The sequence below is a fragment of the Lactobacillus hamsteri DSM 5661 = JCM 6256 genome, from assembly GCF_000615445.1.
Classification (GTDB): domain Bacteria; phylum Bacillota; class Bacilli; order Lactobacillales; family Lactobacillaceae; genus Lactobacillus; species Lactobacillus hamsteri.
Genome location: NZ_BALY01000014.1, coordinates 25,688 through 44,551, shown reverse-complemented (window position 1 = coordinate 44,551; position 18,864 = coordinate 25,688). Strand labels below are relative to the sequence as shown.

The following is an 18,864-nucleotide window of genomic DNA, read 5'->3' as shown; positions in this document are numbered from 1 at the left end:
ATGTACTTGTGCAAAGAATAACAAATTAAAGTTGAAAGGAAAATAAAGATGAGTAGAAAAGTATTGCTTGTTGGTGATGGTGCTGTTGGTTCTACTTTTGCAAATGATTTATTACAAAATACTACTATTGATGAGTTGGTAATTTGTGATGTTGTTAAAGAACGTCCTGTTGGCGATGCGATGGACTTAGAAGATATTACACCATTTATGGGTGAAACTAATATTCATCCTGGTGAATATTCAGATGCCAAAGATGCTGACGTTGTAGTTATTACTGCAGGTATTCCTCGCAAGCCGGGTGAAACTAGACTTGATTTAGTAGCTAAAAATATCAAGATTTTAAAGAGTATTGTTAAACCTGTAGTTGATTCAGGCTTTAATGGAATATTTGTTGTATCTGCAAATCCAGTTGATATTTTAACTACTTTAACTCAAAAGTTATCTGGTTTTCCAAAAAACAAAGTAATCGGAACGGGTACGTCTCTTGATTCAATGCGTCTTCGTGTGGAACTTGCAAAGAGACTTAATGTTCCCGTTACCGAAGTTAATTCAATGGTTCTTGGTGAACATGGTGATACTTCATTTGAAAACTTTGATGAATCAATTGTTGCCAATAAGCCGCTTCGCGATTATTTAGAAATTAATGATGATGTTTTAAACGAAATTGAAACTGATGTCCGCAAAAAGGGTGGCAAAATCATTAGCAATAAAGGTGCGACTTTCTACGGTGTAGCAATGATGCTTACGCAAATTGTTTCTGCAATTCTTAATAACTGTTCTATTGAGTTGCCATTGTCTGCTCCAATTAATGGAGAATACGGTATTAAACATGATCTATACTTAGGTACTCCAGCAGTCATTGATGGAAATGGCATTAGTCATGTTATTGAGACTAAATTGTCAGATACTGAAAAGAAAAAGATGCTTAACTCAGCTGATAAAATGCAAGAAGTTTTGAATGGTGTTGAATTAAATTAAGTAGGAGCTCTTATGCCTGTAGGAAAGAGAATTTATTTAAAACGCAACATGCCTGATCCTGATATCGTAAAGGGATTTATGGATATTCCTGCTTCAAATACTGCAGATTGCATGGAAAGAAATTGTGCAATGCATCCACGCATCAAATTAATGTCAAATCCTGATCATGAAATGGTCGGTCCAGCGTTTACTGTTCATACCAGAGCAGGTGATAATTTGGCGATTTATGCAGCTCTTCGCTATTGTCAAGCAGGGGATATCATTGTCATTGATGATGAAGGAGACAATACGCGATCTCTTATCGGTGAAGTGATGATGTCTTATCTTCGTGATCAAAAGAAAATTGCAGGAATTGTTATTGATGGCCCAATTCGTGATATTGATAATTTGCAAAATTGGAAATTGCCAATTTATGCACGAAGCACAACACCTGGTGGTCCATACAAGGAAGGCCCTGGCGAACTAAATGTTCCTGTTGCTTGTGGAAACGTAAGCGTAAATCCTGGAGATATCATATTAGGTGATTCTGATGGAGTGATTTGTATTCCACGTAAAGATGCAGCTGAAATTTTGCCAAAGGCTCAAGCTTTTCATAAAAAAGATGATGAAAAAGCAATCGCTTTTAGCAAAGGTGAAGTTGACTTAAGTTGGGTAGATAAATCGCTTAAAAATAAAGGATTCGATATTATCGACGATGTTTATCGCCCTTAATAAACATTAGAGAGTAAAAATATAATGAAAAAACTAGAGAAAGTTAATTATAAAGCTTTATTTGGCCGTTAATTGTCGGTATTGTTCTTTGGTGTATTACTCCTTGGCGCCCAGCCGGACTTTCCGTTCAAGCTTGGGAAATGTTCGCTATTTTCGTAGCTACAATTGTTGGTTGTATTACTAAGCCTTTGCCAATTGGAGGTACTACGCTTGTAGGATTAGTTTTCACTGTATTGCTTGGTTTAGCACCAATGAAAGATGTTATTGATTCTAAAGGTGTAGTTGTTAATCAAGGCGTTTTAAGTTCATTTGGAAATTCAGCCGCTTGGTTAATTGCAATGGCATTTATTATGGCTCATGGTATTAGTAAAACTGGATTGGGCAACAGAATAGCTTATATCATGATTGAAAAATTTGGTAAAAAATCACTTGGTATTGGATATGCAATTACTGGTTTGGAATTGATTTTGGGTGCCTTAATTCCGTCAAACAGTGCGCGTACAGGTGGCGTAGTTTGGCCAGTTGTTAAATCAGTTTCTCAAGATGGTTATAATTCTAAACCAAACGATTCATCTAGAAAGAAAATTGGTGCATATGTTGACTTTACTGCTTTTCATGCCAATATTTTATCAACAGCATTATTTATTACAGGTGCTGCACCAAATATGGTTGCTCAACAGTTAGCTGCTCAAAAGGGCTATCAAATGAGTTGGGCTGGCTGGTTCTTGACAGCCATTGTTCCCGTCGCAGTGGCAACAATTATTATTCCATTCGTAATTTACAAGATGTACCCACCAGAAATCAAAGAAACTCCTGGTGCTAAAAAGTGGGCAGAAGGAAAATTAAACGAAATGGGACCAATGTCTACTCCAGAAAAAATTATGTCAGCAGTATTCTGCCTATCTATTATTCTTTGGGTACTATCAGGTTTCTTTAAAATTCCACAATTAGATGCAACTTTTGTAGCATTTTTGGCTGTTTCATTACTTTTGATTACTGGCGTTTTAACCATGAAAGATGCTTTAGCTGAAACAGGAGCTTGGAATATTTTGATTTGGCTTTCAATTTTAATGTTTATGGCAGGAAAGCTTATTTCATACGGATTTATTTCATGGTTCTCAAAACTTGTTCAAACCGGATTGCATGGTATTAGTTGGCAATTAGTATTGGTAGTTTTAGTACTTCTTATGTTCTATACTCACTATTTCTTTGCAAGTGGAACTGCTCATATGACTGCACTTTACTTACCATTCTTATCAGTGGCTGTTGCAACAGGAGCTCCTCTTGGTTTGTCTGCAATGCTTTTGGCATTTACTGGGGCATTCAACGCTTCAACAACTCACTATGCTAACGGTCCAGCATCAATTTTAGCAACGACAGGCTACGTCAAACAAAGCGAATGGTGGAAGATGAATTTTGTTTTAGGTTTGCTTTACTTAATTATCTTCGGTACAGTTGGTACGCTTTGGATGAAAGTTATTGGTGTTTGGTAAAAAGATAATTACGATAAAATATAGACAAGATGAAAACATCTTGTCTTTTTTATTACTAAATTTATTAAGAAGGAAAAATAAATGGATTTTACTACTACAGATCATGTTCGTTTGCATTATACCGAAATAGGGGATCAAGATAATCCTACAATTTTAGGAATACCTGGAATTGGTGGCTCTAGCCAGATGTGGCTTAATACAATTGCTTTATTCAAAAATGATTTTCATTTTATTATGCTTGATCCACGAAATCAAGGACAATCAGAGCGTACCTATAAAGGTCAAAGAATGAGTCGTCATGCGGCAGATGTAGAAGAATTATTAGAAAAATTAGATTTGCATGATGTAATCGGTATTGGAAATTCTATGGGAGCCGCAAATTTATGGGCATATTTAGCACAGTATGGTAAAGGACGGTTAGCTGCAATGGTCGATCTAGATCAATCACCTAAAATGATTGCTGATGAAACTTGGAAGTATGGTTTTAAAGACTTAACTTGGGATAACTACCCAACTTATTTAAAACTTGATTTTGGGAAATCGACTTATGCACACATTGATGATGAAATGTTTAATAAAGCTAAAATGGAATATGTTAAATATCCGTATAATCCAGATGAAAATTATAAATGCTTAGTTGATCATGCGGAGCAAGATTGGCGTGATATTATATTGGATACGCCTGTACCAATGTTAGTATTAGCTGGAGAAAATTCTCCATATTTTGATTATCATTTTATTGATGCTGTTTCTTTTATAAATGATCAGGTTGTTACTGAATCTGTAAAAAACTGTGGTCACTTGATTCAAGCAGAACAACCAATAAAAATGCATGACGAAATCATTAATTTTTTAAAGCAAAAAAATATTTTTTTAAATATTTCAAAAATATAACTGTAAATTGAAATAATTAAAATACAAGAGTAAACTAGAGCTGATGAGAAGAAAGTAATAAACTGCACAAACTATAGATTAGAGGAAAATATGGATAAGGTAGTTGACCTTTATTTAAGTCAGCCTACAACTCGTAAGAAGTGGAAAGAATTTTTAGAAAAACTCGGTTTACATGATTTTTCTGATCGTGAAATTGATGTAATTGACCATACTTTAGGTTTGATTGATGAAGATGGTAAGTTGGTAGGTACAGGAAGTATTGCTGGTAATGTTCTTAAGTATATTGGTGTTTGCAACGAAGATGCAACATCGGGGGCACGTTTTAATAAGATCGTGACGGCATTGCAACAGTACCTATTTAATGAAGGAAAATTTCATTCGTTTGTTTTTACAAAGGAAAAATATTCTTCTAGTTTTCAACATTTGAGTTTTTCAGAACTAGCTCATACAGAGCAGGCTGCTTTTTTAGAAAGCGGAAATCCAAATGTTGACGATTATTTAAATAGCTTGCCACAAATTCCGAACCAAGATAATAAAAAAATTGCGGCAATTGTAATGAATGCAAATCCGTTTACATTAGGACATCGCCACTTAGTAGAAATGGCCAGTCAAGAAAATGATTTGATTTATGTTTTTGTCGTAGCAACAGATCTTTCTTTGTTTAAGACAAAAGAAAGAATGATGTTAGTTCAAGAAGGTTTGTCTGATTTAAAAAATGTAAAAGTAGTAAGTGGTGGAGACTATATGGTTTCTAGCGCTACTTTTCCAGCTTATTTCTTACAATCCCCGAAAGACTTAATTGATACGCAAACGGAAATTGATGCACGAGTATTCAAAAATATAATTGCTCCTAAACTCAATATTACGAGAAGATATCTGGGAAAAGAGCCAATTTCAATTACAACTCATTATTACAATGTTAGTTTGGCACATGAATTGGGACCAGATATTGAAGTAATTATTACGCCTCGATATCAAGTGGAAGGTCAGCTTGTTACTGCAACTCAAGTTAGAAAAGATATTAAAGAAGGAAATTTGACGGAAATCGCCAAATTCGTTCCTAAGACAACATACGATTATATAAATGATAATTTGTTGAAATTACAAGATAGAATTAAGAAAGGAATGAAAATTGATGGAAATTAAAACTACTGGTGTAGCTGGGACTTTAGAGTCTTCAGATATTCAAATCATGATTTCAAAAGGTTCAAATGGTATTGAAATTGATTTAGATTCAGAAGTGAAAAAGGCTTATGGTGATCAAATTGAAAAAGTTATCACTGATACTTTGAAAAAATATGGTCTTGATAATGTAAAAGTTAAAGCAACTGATAAGGGTGCTTTGGATTGTGTTATTAAAGCACGTACTTTAGCTGCGGCTCAAAGAGCTACTGAAACTTCAGATAAACCAGAATTGGAGGTATTGTAGAGAATGACTTACGTTAAAAATCGTTTGCGCAGAACGATGATGTTCGTTCCAGGCAACAATCCAGCAATGATTAAAGATGCTGGAATTTATGGTGCTGATTCAATTATGCTTGACCTTGAAGATTCAGTTTCTTTGACTGAAAAAGATGCTGCTAGAATGCTTGTTTACGAAGCAATTAAAACAGTTGATTTTGGTGGCGCAGAAATTGTCGTTAGAGTCAATGGTCAAGATACTCCATTTTATGACGAAGATGTTAAGGCTATGGTTAAAGCAGGTGTCGATGTCATTCGTTTACCTAAAACCGAATCTGCAACAATGATTCAAAAATTAGTTAAAGATATTGAACATTGGGAAGATGAATTTGGTATTGAAAAGGGATCAATTGGCGTCATGGCTGCTATTGAAAGTGCAAAAGGCGTTTTGCATGCTCCAGAAATTGCGGAAGCAACACCATTAATGATGGGATTAGCTGTTTCTGGTGAAGACTATACTGCCGATATGCATACTCATCGTTATCCAGATGGCCGTGAACTCGAATTTGCCCGTAATATGGTTCTTCAAGCTGCTCGTGCTGCTGATGTATATGCATTTGATACTGTCTTTTCAAATATGAAAGATACTGAAGGATTTTATCGTGAAACTAACTATATTCATGAATTAGGTTACGATGGTAAATCTCTTGTTAACCCACGTCAAATTGCAATGGTTAATAAAGTATTTAATCCAACAAAAGAAGAAATTGAAAATGCACAAGCTGTTCAAAATGCTATACGCGAAGCTAAAGCTAAGGGCTCTGGTGTTATCTCAATGAACGGTAAGATGGTTGATAAACCAGTTGTTGAAAAAGCAAATCGTGTTTTGGAAACTGCTAAAGCATCTAACTTAATTGATGAGGAGGGTAACTACATTGGAGAATAAAGTAAATCGTGAATTACCAGATGACTTAATGTCAAAAATGAATTTAAAACCATATGAAACTACAGAAATTGGTCATCCTGAAGTAACGCGTGTCGCACCAAAAGTTCGTGTTACTACTGGTCAAAATAAAGTTGTTGATTCTCTTGAACAAGTTATTAAAGATAATTTGAAAGATGGCATGACTATTTCCTTCCATCACCACTTTAGAAATGGTGATTATGCTTTTAATAAAGTTATGGATTTAATCATTAAAATGGGTTATAAGGATTTAACCTTAGCTCCATCTTCGTTAACTGGCGTAATGAACGATAAAATTATCGAAGCTATTAAAAAGGGAGTAATTACAAATATTACTTCTTCCGGTATGCGTGGTTCACTTGGTGATTTTGTTTCTCATGGTGGTCTTAAGAACCCGGTAATTTTCCGTTCACACGGTAACCGTGCTCGTTCAATTGAAGAAGGAGAGATCAAGATTGATGTTGCCTTTTTAGGTGTTCCTATCTCTGATCCCGCAGGTAATGCCAATGGTCAAGAAGGGGATGCTGTTTTTGGTTCACTTGGTTATGCTTTAATGGATGCTCAATATGCTAATAAAGTTGTCCTTTTAACTGATAATATTGTTGATTATCCAAATACTCCAGCTTCAATCAAACAAGATCAAGTCGACTATGTAGTAAAAGTTGATAAGATTGGTGATCCCGATAAAATTGGTTCTGGTGCAACTCGTTTTACTAAAGATCCAAAAGAATTGAAAATTGCACAGATGGTTAACCAAGTTATTGTTAATTCACCATATTATAAGCAAGGCTTTTCATTCCAAACTGGTTCAGGTGGTGCTGCTTTAGCCGTAACAAGATATCTTCGCCAATCTATGCTTAAAGATGGTATTACAGCATCATTTGCTTTGGGTGGAATTACAAAACCAACAACCGATCTTCTTGAAGAAGGATTAGTAAGAAAGGTTATGGATGTACAGGACTTCGATAAGGGTGCGGCCGCATCTATGGCTAAGAATAAAGATCAACAAGAAATTGATGCTTCATGGTATGCTGATCCTCATAACAAGGGCGCAGTTGTTAATAATTTGGACGTATCAATTTTATCAGCTCTTCAAATTGATACTGACTTTAACGTTAACGTTATGACAGGTTCAGATGGTGTCATTCGTGGTGCGGTTGGTGGACACCAAGATGCTGCAGCCGGAGCTAAAATGACGATTATTACAGCTCCACTTGTTCGTGGAAGAAATGCTACAGTTGTTCCAAGCGTTGAAACTGTAGTGACTCCAGGTGATTCAATTGATGTTTTAGTAACTGAACGTGGAATTGCCATTAATCCTAAACGCAAAGACTTAATTGAAATTTTATCAAATGTTCCAGGATTAAAGATTGTTGATATTAATGATTTGCAAAAGTTAGCGGAAAATCAAGTTGGTACACCTAAGCCACTTGAATATACTGATAGAACTGTTGCTTTAGTTGAATATCGTGACGGAACAATTATTGATGCAATTAAGCAAGTAAAAGATTAGTAAATATAAATATTTTTATAAATAGTCAACTGTAAGGCTGGCTATTTTATTTTACTCAATTTTTGCGTATACTTATAATCAGAGATATGTAAAGTAGGAGACAAATATGCTTGGAACAATTGCAACTGGAAAAATTATTGATCAAAATGAAGATGCATTTTATGTGCAAATTGATGGCGTAACTTATGAATTAAAGCGTCAAGAAATCACTCAAGAAGAACCACCTCGTTTAGGTGATGAAATTTCGGGTTTTATTTATGATAATCAACATCATGATCGTGAAATGACACAATTTTTACCATTTTCTCAGCCTGATCAATATGGTTGGGGTAAGGTAACAGAAGTTAGATATGGTTTGGGCGTATTCATTGATATTGGATTACCGGATAAAGATGTTGTTCTTTCAATGGATGATTTACCACTTGATAAAAATCGTTGGCCAAGAAAAGATGATCGTTTATTAGTTAGAATTGAAACTGATGATAAAGATCGAATTTGGGCTAAAATGGCGGATGAAAATATTTTTGAACAAGTTTCAAGTAAATTCCCTAATAGTATGAAGAATAAGAATGTATTTGCAACAGTATATTCTAGTCGTTCAATAGGGGCATTCGTATTGACTAATGAATACTACCTTGGTTTTGTTCATGAATCACAAATGGGTCGTCCGCTTCGTTTAGGTGAACAATTTAAAGGAAGAGTTATTGGCATTAGTCAATATGGTAGATTGAATTTGAGTAGTTTGCCACGCGCTTTTGAAGAAATTGATGATGATGCGCAAATGATTTTGATGAGTTTACGTCGTAAAGAAAGCAAAACTTTGCCATTCTACGATAAGTCTGATGCACAAGAAATTAAAAATTATTTTGGTATTTCTAAATCTGCATTTAAGCGTGCTTTGGGGCACCTTTTGAAAGCTAAAATAATTGTAGAAGATAAAGATGCTGGTACGATTACTTTAATTAATGATCCTGAAGAACAAAGCAATGAGTAAATTAGAAGAACAAGTTGAAGACTACTTACGTTTTGTTCAACTTGAAAGAGGCTTAAGCAATAATACAGTTACGGCTTATAGACAAGATTTAACAGAGTTCATCAATTTCTTGAAGCAAGAAGGCTTTTCTAGTTGGCCAACAGAGGCTACAGATATTGATGCTTTTTTGGCACGACAACGTGATATGAATAAAGCGACTAGTTCAATTAGTAGAATTATTTCTAGTTTGCGAAAGTTTTATCAATGGCTTGCACGTCAAAATATCCAAAAACTTAATCCAATGATTGAAATTGATCCACCTAAAAAGGAATATAAGCTTCCTGTTGCATTGACTGAAAAAGAAGTTAGTGTGCTTTTAGATCAACCTGATACTAGCAAAAAATTAGGTTTACGTGATCGAGCTTTGCTTGAGACTTTATATGCCACGGGAATTAGAGTTAGTGAGTTGATTAATTTAAAGTTGGAAAATATACATGAAGATTTACAATTAATTAAAGTTTTAGGAAAAGGCTCTAAGGAACGCTTGATTCCAATTAGTGATATGGCTTTATCATGGATTAAAAAATATGAAGAGGAAGTTAGAGATCCGCTTTTATTGAAGAAGGGGTCCAATAGTGAATTCCTTTTCTTGAATAATCGAGGAACTCCGTTGACTCGTCAAGCTGTTTGGCAAATAATAAAGCGTTACTGTAAGATGGCAGGAATCGATAAAGATGTAACGCCTCACACTTTACGCCATACTTTTGCTACACATTTGCTTGAAAATGGTGCAGATTTACGAGTAGTTCAAGAAATTTTGGGTCATTCGGATATTAGTACAACGCAGATTTATACTAATCTGACACAAACTCATATTTTGCAAGTTTATCAAAAGGCTCATCCAAGAGCATAGGTGACGATATGTTAGTTCAATATAAAAAAGACTATGAAAAAACGGCAATGGGATTATTATCATTTTTGCCTGATTTTAAAAATTTAGATAATTTAAGGGATGAAATGAAGTTGAATCAAGAAGATAATGATTTTCAACTTTATTTATATCGAAATGATAGTTCTAACATTGTTGGCGTTCTTGGAACCCAGAATGATGATAATTTTATTATTATTAGATATTTGTCACTTGCTCCGGGTTTTCGAGAAGAGAAATATTTACTCGATATTTTGAAAAACTTATCTGAAGATTATCCTAATAAGAAAATTGCTGCTGTTCCTGAGTATACGTATTTGATTAAATTATTGAAGAAAAATAATGACAAATAAAGATAATTTAACATTAGAATTGCCTAATTTTGAAGGTCCATTAGATTTGCTGCTTCATTTAATTCAATCGCAAAAGATTGATATTTATGACATTCCGATCGCACAGATTACAAGTCAATATTTAGCTTATTTGAAAAAAATGCAAAATTTAAATTTGCAAATTGTAGGCGAGTATTTTGTAATGTCTTCAACTTTGTTAAGGATAAAGTCACAATATTTATTGCCACAAAATGATTTTGTAGAAATGCCTGAAGAAGATCCACGTGAGGAATTAGTGCAACAACTTGTTCAATATTCGTTATTTAAAAAAATCTCAGGATATTTTAAAGATCGAAATGAAGAAGTTCCTATTACTGTATCTAAGGAAACTAGTGTTTCAACTACTGAAAAGATACAGCCACTTCCGATGGGACAAATAACTTCTGATGAATTAGCTAAGACATTTGCGATGATTTTAAAAAGAACAAAACTGAAAAAGCCGGATATTGTATCAATTCAGGTTAAAGAAATACCTGTTAAGGAAATGATTAATTATCTAGCCAATAAAGTTCACAGCAATAAAAAAGTCAGTTTCTTTGATTGCGTAAATGATATGGAAAATCTATCAGATGTAATAGGGTTGTTTTTAGCAATGCTTGAATTGTGTAAGAAACATCAAATCATTGTTAAACAGGCTAGAGATTTTGGAGACTTGAATTTAGAAGGAATTTAAAGTATGGCATCAAAAATAGCAGAACTTGAATCTTTATTATATGTTGCAGGTGATAATGGATTAAATGAAGATAATTTAGTTCATCTTTTAACAGTTAGTAAAATAGAATTAGAGACTTTAATTAAAGAATTGCAGAATAAATATAAGAATGATAAAGATTCAGGATTACAGTTGTTGCATATTAATGATGTTTATAAAATGACAACTAATCCACGAAGTAGTAAGGTTATTGAAAAATATTTTTCAAAAGACTTAACTAAAAATTTAAGTCAATCTGCTTTAGAGATTTTATCTATTGTTGCGTATCGCCAACCTATTACTAGAGTAGAAATTGATGATATTCGTGGCGTTAATTCTTCGGGCGCACTTCAAACTTTGGTATGGCGCGGATTAGTTAAAGCTAATGGAAAAAAAGATGCTCCAGGTCATCCTAATTTATATGTAACAACAGATTATTTCTTGCAATATTTCAATTTTGAAAGTTTGGCTGATTTACCCTTAATTGAAGATTTTGAAGATAATGGTTTTAATGAGCAAGATACTGAATAAAATTCAGAAGGAGAAAATTAATGGCTTTAGAAAGACTACAAAAGGTAATTGCAGAAGCTGGGATTGCTTCACGACGTAAAGCAGAAAAGATGATTACTGCAGGCCGTGTTCGTGTAGATGGTAAAGTAGTTACTAAACTTGGAACCAAGGTTGATACTTTTAGCAATATAACAGTTGATGGTGAACCTATTGAAAGAGAAAGTTTGCATACTTATCTTTTTTATAAACCACGTGGTGTTGTTTCAACAGCCCATGATGAAAAGGGACGAAAAACTGTTGTAGATTATTTTGAAGATTTGCCATACCGTCTGTATCCTATTGGACGTTTGGATTATGATACTTCAGGTTTGCTTTTGATGACCAATGATGGTGCTTTGGCCAATTTATTAATGCACCCAAGAAATGAAGTATCAAAAGTTTATGTTGCGAAAATTAAAGGCAGACTTACTCCTGAAGAAATTGCAGCTCTAAAAAAAGGTGTAAGTTTTGACGGTCATAAAAGTGCACCAGCTAAAGTAAGAGTTTTGAAGACTAATACTAAAAAAGATACTCAAATTGTACAACTTACTATTCATGAAGGACATTATCACCAAGTTAAGAGGATGTTTAAGGCAGTTGGACACTTGGTAGAAAAATTATCTCGTGAAAGATATGCATTTTTGGATCTTGAAGGTTTGGTTTCTGGTCAATATCGAGAGTTAAAACACGAAGAAATTGACAGACTTAAGCATGTAGACTAAACTAAAATTGAAAATTTAATACAAGTTTGTTGTCTTCAGGGCAGGGCGTAATTCCCGACCGGCGGTAAAGTCCGCGAACCACGCAAGTGGCCGAATTTCGAAAGAATACCGATAGTTAAAGTCTAGATGAGAGAAGACAGACTTATTTTAGAAAATATGATTATTAGAATACTTACTTTCAAAAAAGTCTGTTGCTGAAGCAACGGACTCTTTTTGTATACCGAAAGGATGGTAAGTATGTCGAATACTAGGAGAGAATCTAGTAATTTAGCTAATATTATCGCCTATGCATTAATTGGTGCTATTGCATTTGTAGTAATGAAGATTGAGTTTCCTATTATACCAGGTGTAGGATTTCTCAAATTTGATTTTTCTGATGTAGTTATTACCGTGGGGACATTCTTGTTTGGTGCAGGACCAGGCATTTTTATTACTTTTATTAGAACGTTGATTAGTTTGATTTTCAGTGGCTTTTCTTTGCCAAGTTTAGTAGGACAGCTTGCTGCATTTTTAGCAACGCTATCTTTTGCTTTGCCTTTTTATTATATTTCTAGAGGAATTACCGTAAAAAACAGAAAAACTACTAAGGGATTATTAATGCCAATTGTTGGACTTATAATTGGCATTGTTGCAATGACGGCCGTGATGTCATTGGCTAATGCGTTTGTGTTAACGCCAGTTTATGCGATAACATCAATTGCTAACGTTCCTAATATTAGTAGTTATGCAGATTTGTATAATTTTACTGTTAAAGCATATTTGGGACAATTGTTGCATTTACCTTCTATGACTGCATATATTTTTGGAATAATAATTCCCTTTAACTTATTGAAAGGTGTAATTAATGCGGTTGTTGTTTATATATTATTTGAATCGGTTTTAAAGAGTGTTAAACCATTTGTAGAAAAAAGATTTAATTTAAAATAAGAAAAATATAAAGCAATGCGTAAAAACATTGCTTTTTTTATGTATACTGATCTTTGATATATGCTAAAATTTATTTTAGTCAATAAATAGGAGGAATCCAAATGGATAATAATCCAAAGGGACCTTATAAGCATTATGAACGTCCCAATAAGCCTAGAAGTGCTGGGGAGCGTCCATCGTCTGGAAAGGGATGGGGCGTACTCATTTGCGTATTGCTGCTTATTTTAATAGTTCTTGTTCCAGTAGCACATCGTTTTGCTTCTGGACATAATCATACTGAGGAAGCTCAAGAAGTTCAAACCGTTAAGAAAGCTAAGAAGTCTTCTTCAAGTAAAAAGCCAGTAGCAAAAAAGAAGTCTGAGAAAAAGTCTAAGAAACAATCTAGTCAATCTGTTTCAAGCTCATCTGTATCTTCTAGTTCAAGTTCTAAGTCTCCAAAAACTTATGTAGTAGAATCAGGGGATACGTTATCAGGTATTGCTGAAAAGAATGGAATGACCGTTGCTAGATTAGCTGAGCTTAATGGCCTTACAACGACATCCTCTGTAGATGCTGGTCAAACTCTCAAATTGAGATAAAAATTTTAAGAAAGGAAAAAGAAGCTGAAAAGTTTCTTTCTAAAAATAAAATGCAAGTTGCAATTGATGGTCCTGCTTCAGCAGGAAAAAGTACAGTAGCAAAAATTATTGCAAAGAAATTGTCTTTTGTATATATCGATACAGGTGCGATGTACCGTGCTTGTACAGTTATTGCGCGTAACCATAAATTGGATTATGGGGATGAAGAAAATATCTTAAAAGCAATTGATAAAGATGGAATTGAATTGAAGTCTGAAAATGGTGAGCAAAAAGTCTATTCCGCTGGCGAAGATATTTCATTAGAAATCCGTACGCCAGAAATTTCTGCGAATGTTTCGCAAGTATCTGCTTTGCCGAAAGTTCGTGAAAAAATGACTAGTTTGCAAAGACAAATGGCAGGTAAGACTAATGTAATTATGGATGGTAGAGATATCGGAACAACAGTTTTACCTGATGCAGATGTTAAGATTTTCTTGGTTGCATCAGCTCGTTCACGTGCAGAAAGACGTTTGCTTGATTTAAAACAAAGAGGAATTAAATCAGATCAAACTGTAGATCAAATTGAAGCAGATATTGCAGCACGTGATTATAAAGATTCTCACCGTAAGGTTTCACCTCTAAAAAAGGCCGTCGATGCTACAGAAGTCGATACTACAGAGATGTCTATTGATCAAGTTGTTGATTGTATTTTAGAGAAAATTCAAGAAAAACAAAAAAAGTTTTAAAAAAGAGCAGAAAATAGTAGAAAAAAATGTCATTTTCCTTTAAAATGGGACATGATATTGGGAGGTACATATGTCAGAAAACAGTAATCAATTTTTAGACGCATTAAAGCAAATGCAAGGAGTTGAGGTCGGAGATATTGTCGACGTCGAAGTATTAGACGTTGAAGATGGCCAAATCGATGTCGGTGTTGTAAACGCCGGTGTTGAAGGTGTCATTACTCACCGTGAATTTACTTCAGACCGTAACGCAGACTTACGTGATTTAGTTAAGGCTGGCGACAAGTTTAAGGCCTTAGTATTAAGAAGAGCCGGTGGCGATAAGGAAAATGGTGAATTCTTCTTCTCAGTTACCCGCTTGAAGGAAAGAGAAGCTTACGACAAGTTACAAAAGGACTTCGAAGAAGGTAACACTATTGAAGGTACTGTAACTTCATCAGTACGTGGTGGTTTACTTGTTGATGTTGGTACTAGAGGTTTCTTGCCAGCTTCATTAATTTCTAACCGTTACGTTTCAGACCTTAAGCCTTACATTGGTAAGACTATGAAACTTAAGATCACCGAAATTGATCCTAACAAGAACCGTTTGATTCTTTCACACAAGGATTTAATTGAAGAAGAACGTGAAGAAGCATTTGATAGCGTTGCATCACAATTAGTTGTTGGTGACGTTATCGAAGGTAAGGTTTCACGTTTGACTAACTTCGGTGCATTTATTGATGTTGGTGGTGTGGACGGCTTAGTTCACATTTCAGAAATTTCTTACAAGCATGTTGACAAGCCAAGTGATGTTTTGAAGGTTGGTCAAGATGTTAAGGTTAAAGTCATTGGTATTGACAATGACAGACACCGTATCTCCTTGTCAATCAAGCAAACTGAACCTTCACCATTCGAACAAGCTACTTCTAACTTAAATGAAGGTGACATTTTTGAAGGCGAAGTTAAGTCTTTAACTAACTTCGGTGCATTTGTTGAAGTTGCTGACGGCATCCAAGGTTTGGTACACGTTTCAGAAATTTCAAGCAAGCACGTTGACAAGCCAAGTGATGTTTTGAAGGTTGGCCAAGCTGTTAAGGTTAAGGTTTTGAACATTGACCCAAGTGAAAGAAGAATTTCACTTTCAATCAAGGCTGCAGACTCAAACGCTTCTTCAGAAGAAAGTTCTCGTCCACGTCGTCCACGTAACGATAACTCAGTAAACAAGAAGTACATGAGTAACGATGACAATGGTTTTGCCTTGGGTGACATTATTGGTGACCAATTAAAGGACCGTAAATAATCGTAAGAATTAAAAGCCGACGTTGGTCGGCTTTTTTTGTTGATAAAGGAGGCTGAAAAATATGGTTTTACCAGTGGTAGCGATTGTTGGTCGCCCCAATGTGGGTAAATCAACTCTTTTCAACCGTATAATCAATGAGCGTTTAGCATTGTAGAAGATGAACCAGGTGTAACGCGTGATCGTAATTATGCACCTGCTGAATGGATGGGTCATAAATTCGATTTAATTGATACAGGTGGTATTACCTGGGAAGATGGTCGAATTGAAGAAGAAATCAGAGCGCAAGCTGAAATTGCCATCGAAGAAGCTGATGTCATTGTAATGCTGACAAGTGTAGTAAATGGCGTAACAGATCTTGATGAAAGAGTAGCGCAATTATTATATAAAACTAAAAAGCCGGTTATTTTAGCTGTTAATAAGGCAGATAATCCTGAACAACGTGCTAATATTTATGACTTTTATAGTTTAGGCCTGGGTGATCCAATTCCGGTTTCTGGAAGTCACGGTACAGGAATTGGTGATTTACTTGACGAAATTATTGCTAAGTTTCCAGAAGAAAAAGATAATAAATCAGATGATACAATTTCATTTAGTGTTATCGGGCGTCCAAATGTAGGTAAATCTTCTATCGTTAATAAGCTTTTAGGCGAAAATCGCGTAATCGTTGCTAATGAAGAAGGTACGACTCGTGATGCTATTGATACGCCATTTACAGATGATGAAGGCGATAAGTTTAGATTAATTGATACTGCCGGAATCAGACGTCGTGGTAAAGTTTATGAGAAAACTGAAAAGTATTCAGTAATGCGTGCATTGAGTGCAATTGAACGCTCAGACGTGGTTTGCTTAGTTCTCGATGCAAGTACAGGTATTAGAGAACAAGATAAACGTGTTGCAGGATATGCTCATGAGGCTGGTCGTGGCATTATCATTGTAGTAAACAAATGGGATATGCCTAAAAAGAATAGTGGTAGTGCAAAAGATTTTGAACAAGTTATTCGTCAAGAATTTCAATATCTTGATTATGCACCTATTCTCTTTGTTTCTGCTAAAACTGGACAGCGTCTTGATCAAATTCCTAAGATGGTTAAGAGAGTTAATAAGAACCAGACTCAAAGAATTCAATCTAGTGTGTTGAATGATCTTTTGTTTGAAGCAAGTAAATTAGTTCCAACACCAATGATTAAGGGTAAACGCTTGAGAGTATATTATATGACACAAGTTGCTACAAATCCGCCTACATTTGTAGTCTTTGTGAACGATCCAGAGTTAATGCACTTCTCATATGAACGTTTCTTGATTAACCAATTAAGAGATAATTTTGACTTTACAGGCACGCCAATCAAAGTTATTGCAAGAAAGAGAAAATAAATTCATTGAAAGCTTGTTGTATAGGGCTTTTTGTGATATTTTAGATTTTAGGAATTAATGATTATTATAAATTATTATTCTTGTTCTTTTTAATTTAAAGAATAATCATGAACTTAGGGTTCAAGTTCAGGAGGTGAATGTAAATGGCAAATAAAGCTGAATTAGTTTCTGAAGTAGCTTCAAAGACTAACTTAACCAAGAAAGATGTTACTGCTGCTGTTGATGCACTTTTTGGTTCAATCCAAGAAGATCTTTCAAAGGGTAACAAGGTACAATTAATCGGTTTCGGTACTTTTGAAGTACGTCACCGTGCTGCTCGTAAGGGTCGTAACCCACAAACTGGTGCTGAAATTGAAATCCCAGCTAGTGAAGTTCCTGCATTTAAGCCAGGTAAGGCTCTTAAGGATGCTGTTAAGTAATTTAATGGCTGATAAAAAGACGTTGGTCTTGGACCAACGTCTTTTTTTGTGTAGAATGAGATTTGAAATGGAGGACCTCATGACATATTCAGAACAATTATTAGACGCAATTGAAAAGCATGACTTTTCTCAAGGTAAAATCTTATTAAAACAAGCACTTGATAATGATGATCCAGAAGTTTTAGCATCGTTAGCTGAAAATTTATCGGATTATGGCTTTAGTGATATGGCCAAGGAAGTTTATCGTGCTTTAATTGCAAAATTCCCTCAAGAAGACTTATTTAAGGTCTATTTAGCAGAAATTTTATTAAACGATGGAAATGACGATGATGGCTTGTCTTTGCTTTACAACGTTTCTAAGACATCATCTTCATACTTGGATAGTTTACTTGTACAAGCTGATTATTATCAAACTAATGGTTTGTTAGAAACTGCTAAAGATAAATTAATGGAAGCATTAGGCATTGCACCTGAAGAAGATGCAATTAAGTTTGGATTAGCTGAGTTAGATTATATGAGCGGTCAATATGAAGATGCTCTTGCTTTGTATGAAGACTTAATTGAACGACAAAAAACTTTTGGGGAAGTTAACCTTATTCAACGTTTATTCCAAACAGAAGCTAAATTAGGCCGATATGAAGATGCTAGCGAAGTTATTAAAAAGAATAGCGGGAGCATTATAGATATTGATAGTAAATATCAAGCTGGACTTGTAATGCTTGCTGTAGGTGATGATGATCAGGCTATTAAGTATTTAGATCAAGTTATTGATCAAAGTCCTGATTACGTGAATGCATATCCGTTATTGGCTCAAGCATATGAGCATAAAAATGATAATGAACAAGTATTACGTTCAGCTCAAGCAGGTTTAGCTTATAATGAATTGGATGAAACTTTATATTCAATGGGTGCTAGAGCTGCAGCAAATTTAAATGAATTAGATACAGCTGAAGAATTGTTAAAGAAAGGTTTGGAAGTTGCATCTGATAATAGTGATTTACGTTTACAATTATCAAACCTTTATTTACATGAACGTAAGTATCAGGATAATATCGATTTATTTGCAGAACTTGATGATGAAAACATGGAACCACAAGTTCACTGGAATTTGGCATTGTCTTATCAATATTTGGATAAATCAGAAAAAGCAAAAAGTGAATTTTTGTTAGCATATCCAGAATTTCAAAATAATCCTGATTTCTTAAAACAAATGGCTATTTTTTTTAATACACAAGCCAATAGTCAAGATGTAGTGAAACAAATTTTGGATAAGTATTTGAAATTAGAACCTGAAGACCAGGACATGCAAGACATGTATAATCAAATTATTTAAAAAAAGCCTTGGAATTTCCAAGGCTT

19 protein-coding genes, 2 pseudogenes and 1 riboswitch are annotated in these 18,864 nt (G+C 34.6%); all 21 genes and pseudogenes read left to right on the top strand.

Features of this window, described 5'->3' with window-relative positions; genetic code table 11:
• The first annotated feature begins 48 nt into the window (after positions 1–48).
• The 21 genes and pseudogenes from JCM6256_RS05080 to JCM6256_RS04980 all read left to right on the top strand — a co-directional run bounded on the left by JCM6256_RS05080 (position 49) and on the right by JCM6256_RS04980 (position 18,838).
• The gene (locus tag JCM6256_RS05080) at positions 49–978 is read left to right on the top strand and encodes an L-lactate dehydrogenase (RefSeq protein ID WP_025080691.1); all 930 of its coding nucleotides are present in this window, start codon (positions 49–51) and stop codon (positions 976–978) included.
• Positions 979–990: 12 nt separating this feature from the next.
• On the top strand, positions 991–1,689 hold the full coding sequence (locus JCM6256_RS05075; protein ID WP_025080690.1) for an RraA family protein: 699 nt from the start codon (positions 991–993) through the stop codon (positions 1,687–1,689).
• 24 nt (positions 1,690–1,713) lie between these two features.
• A pseudogene (locus JCM6256_RS09835) lies at positions 1,714–3,182 on the top strand (DASS family sodium-coupled anion symporter).
• 81 nt (positions 3,183–3,263) lie between these two features.
• Positions 3,264–4,076 (top strand): alpha/beta fold hydrolase, encoded by an 813-nt coding sequence (locus JCM6256_RS05065; protein WP_025080689.1) that lies wholly within the window; start codon positions 3,264–3,266, stop codon positions 4,074–4,076.
• Between the two features lie 90 nt (positions 4,077–4,166).
• The gene (gene citC, locus JCM6256_RS05060) at positions 4,167–5,222 is read left to right on the top strand and encodes a [citrate (pro-3S)-lyase] ligase (RefSeq protein ID WP_025080688.1); all 1,056 of its coding nucleotides are present in this window, start codon (positions 4,167–4,169) and stop codon (positions 5,220–5,222) included.
• Positions 5,212–5,505 carry a citrate lyase acyl carrier protein gene (citD, locus tag JCM6256_RS05055; protein WP_025080687.1) on the top strand — a complete coding sequence of 98 codons (294 nt, stop codon included), beginning with the start codon at positions 5,212–5,214 and terminating at the stop codon, positions 5,503–5,505. Before citC ends, citD begins: the two co-directional genes overlap by 11 nt.
• A gap of 3 nt (positions 5,506–5,508) precedes the next feature.
• Positions 5,509–6,423, top strand: a complete 915-nt coding sequence (locus JCM6256_RS05050; protein ID WP_025080686.1) for an aldolase/citrate lyase family protein — start codon at positions 5,509–5,511, stop codon at positions 6,421–6,423.
• Complete coding sequence (gene citF, locus JCM6256_RS05045; RefSeq protein WP_025080685.1) at positions 6,413–7,954, top strand: citrate lyase subunit alpha; 1,542 nt, start codon at positions 6,413–6,415, stop codon at positions 7,952–7,954. The genes JCM6256_RS05050 and citF overlap by 11 nt, the downstream gene beginning before the upstream one ends.
• Before the next feature lie 106 nt (positions 7,955–8,060).
• Positions 8,061–8,948 carry a CvfB family protein gene (locus JCM6256_RS05040; protein ID WP_025080684.1) on the top strand — a complete coding sequence of 296 codons (888 nt, stop codon included), beginning with the start codon at positions 8,061–8,063 and terminating at the stop codon, positions 8,946–8,948.
• The gene (gene xerD, locus JCM6256_RS05035; RefSeq protein WP_025080683.1) at positions 8,941–9,840 is read left to right on the top strand and encodes a site-specific tyrosine recombinase XerD; all 900 of its coding nucleotides are present in this window, start codon (positions 8,941–8,943) and stop codon (positions 9,838–9,840) included. The genes JCM6256_RS05040 and xerD overlap by 8 nt, the downstream gene beginning before the upstream one ends.
• 8 nt (positions 9,841–9,848) lie before the next feature.
• The gene (locus JCM6256_RS05030; RefSeq protein ID WP_025080682.1) at positions 9,849–10,208 is read left to right on the top strand and encodes a hypothetical protein; all 360 of its coding nucleotides are present in this window, start codon (positions 9,849–9,851) and stop codon (positions 10,206–10,208) included.
• Positions 10,198–10,920, top strand: a complete 723-nt coding sequence (locus JCM6256_RS09830) for a segregation and condensation protein A (protein WP_035438321.1) — start codon at positions 10,198–10,200, stop codon at positions 10,918–10,920. Before JCM6256_RS05030 ends, JCM6256_RS09830 begins: the two co-directional genes overlap by 11 nt.
• A 3-nt stretch (positions 10,921–10,923) precedes the next feature.
• Positions 10,924–11,469 carry an SMC-Scp complex subunit ScpB gene (gene scpB / locus JCM6256_RS09825; RefSeq protein ID WP_035438319.1) on the top strand — a complete coding sequence of 182 codons (546 nt, stop codon included), beginning with the start codon at positions 10,924–10,926 and terminating at the stop codon, positions 11,467–11,469.
• Positions 11,470–11,489: 20 nt separating this feature from the next.
• Entirely contained in the window at positions 11,490–12,209 is a 720-nt protein-coding gene (locus tag JCM6256_RS05015) for a pseudouridine synthase (RefSeq protein ID WP_025080681.1), read from the top strand.
• A gap of 27 nt (positions 12,210–12,236) precedes the next feature.
• A riboswitch (FMN riboswitch) is annotated at positions 12,237–12,351 on the top strand.
• Between the two features lie 95 nt (positions 12,352–12,446).
• Positions 12,447–13,136, top strand: a complete 690-nt coding sequence (locus JCM6256_RS05010) for an ECF transporter S component (RefSeq protein ID WP_025080680.1) — start codon at positions 12,447–12,449, stop codon at positions 13,134–13,136.
• 101 nt (positions 13,137–13,237) lie between these two features.
• The gene (locus JCM6256_RS05005; protein WP_025080679.1) at positions 13,238–13,714 is read left to right on the top strand and encodes an SAG1386/EF1546 family surface-associated protein; all 477 of its coding nucleotides are present in this window, start codon (positions 13,238–13,240) and stop codon (positions 13,712–13,714) included.
• Positions 13,715–13,764: 50 nt separating this feature from the next.
• Positions 13,765–14,439 (top strand): (d)CMP kinase, encoded by a 675-nt coding sequence (gene cmk, locus JCM6256_RS05000; RefSeq protein WP_025080678.1) that lies wholly within the window; start codon positions 13,765–13,767, stop codon positions 14,437–14,439.
• 70 nt (positions 14,440–14,509) lie between these two features.
• A complete protein-coding gene (rpsA, locus tag JCM6256_RS04995; protein WP_025080677.1) occupies positions 14,510–15,715 on the top strand; it encodes a 30S ribosomal protein S1 in 1,206 nt (401 codons plus the stop codon).
• 61 nt (positions 15,716–15,776) lie between these two features.
• A pseudogene (der, locus tag JCM6256_RS09820) lies at positions 15,777–17,086 on the top strand (ribosome biogenesis GTPase Der).
• Positions 17,087–17,229: 143 nt separating this feature from the next.
• Positions 17,230–17,505 (top strand): non-specific DNA-binding protein Hbs, encoded by a 276-nt coding sequence (gene hbs / locus JCM6256_RS04985; RefSeq protein WP_025080676.1) that lies wholly within the window; start codon positions 17,230–17,232, stop codon positions 17,503–17,505.
• 79 nt (positions 17,506–17,584) lie between these two features.
• Positions 17,585–18,838 (top strand): tetratricopeptide repeat protein, encoded by a 1,254-nt coding sequence (locus tag JCM6256_RS04980; RefSeq protein WP_025080675.1) that lies wholly within the window; start codon positions 17,585–17,587, stop codon positions 18,836–18,838.
• The last annotated feature ends 26 nt before the right edge of the window (positions 18,839–18,864 follow it).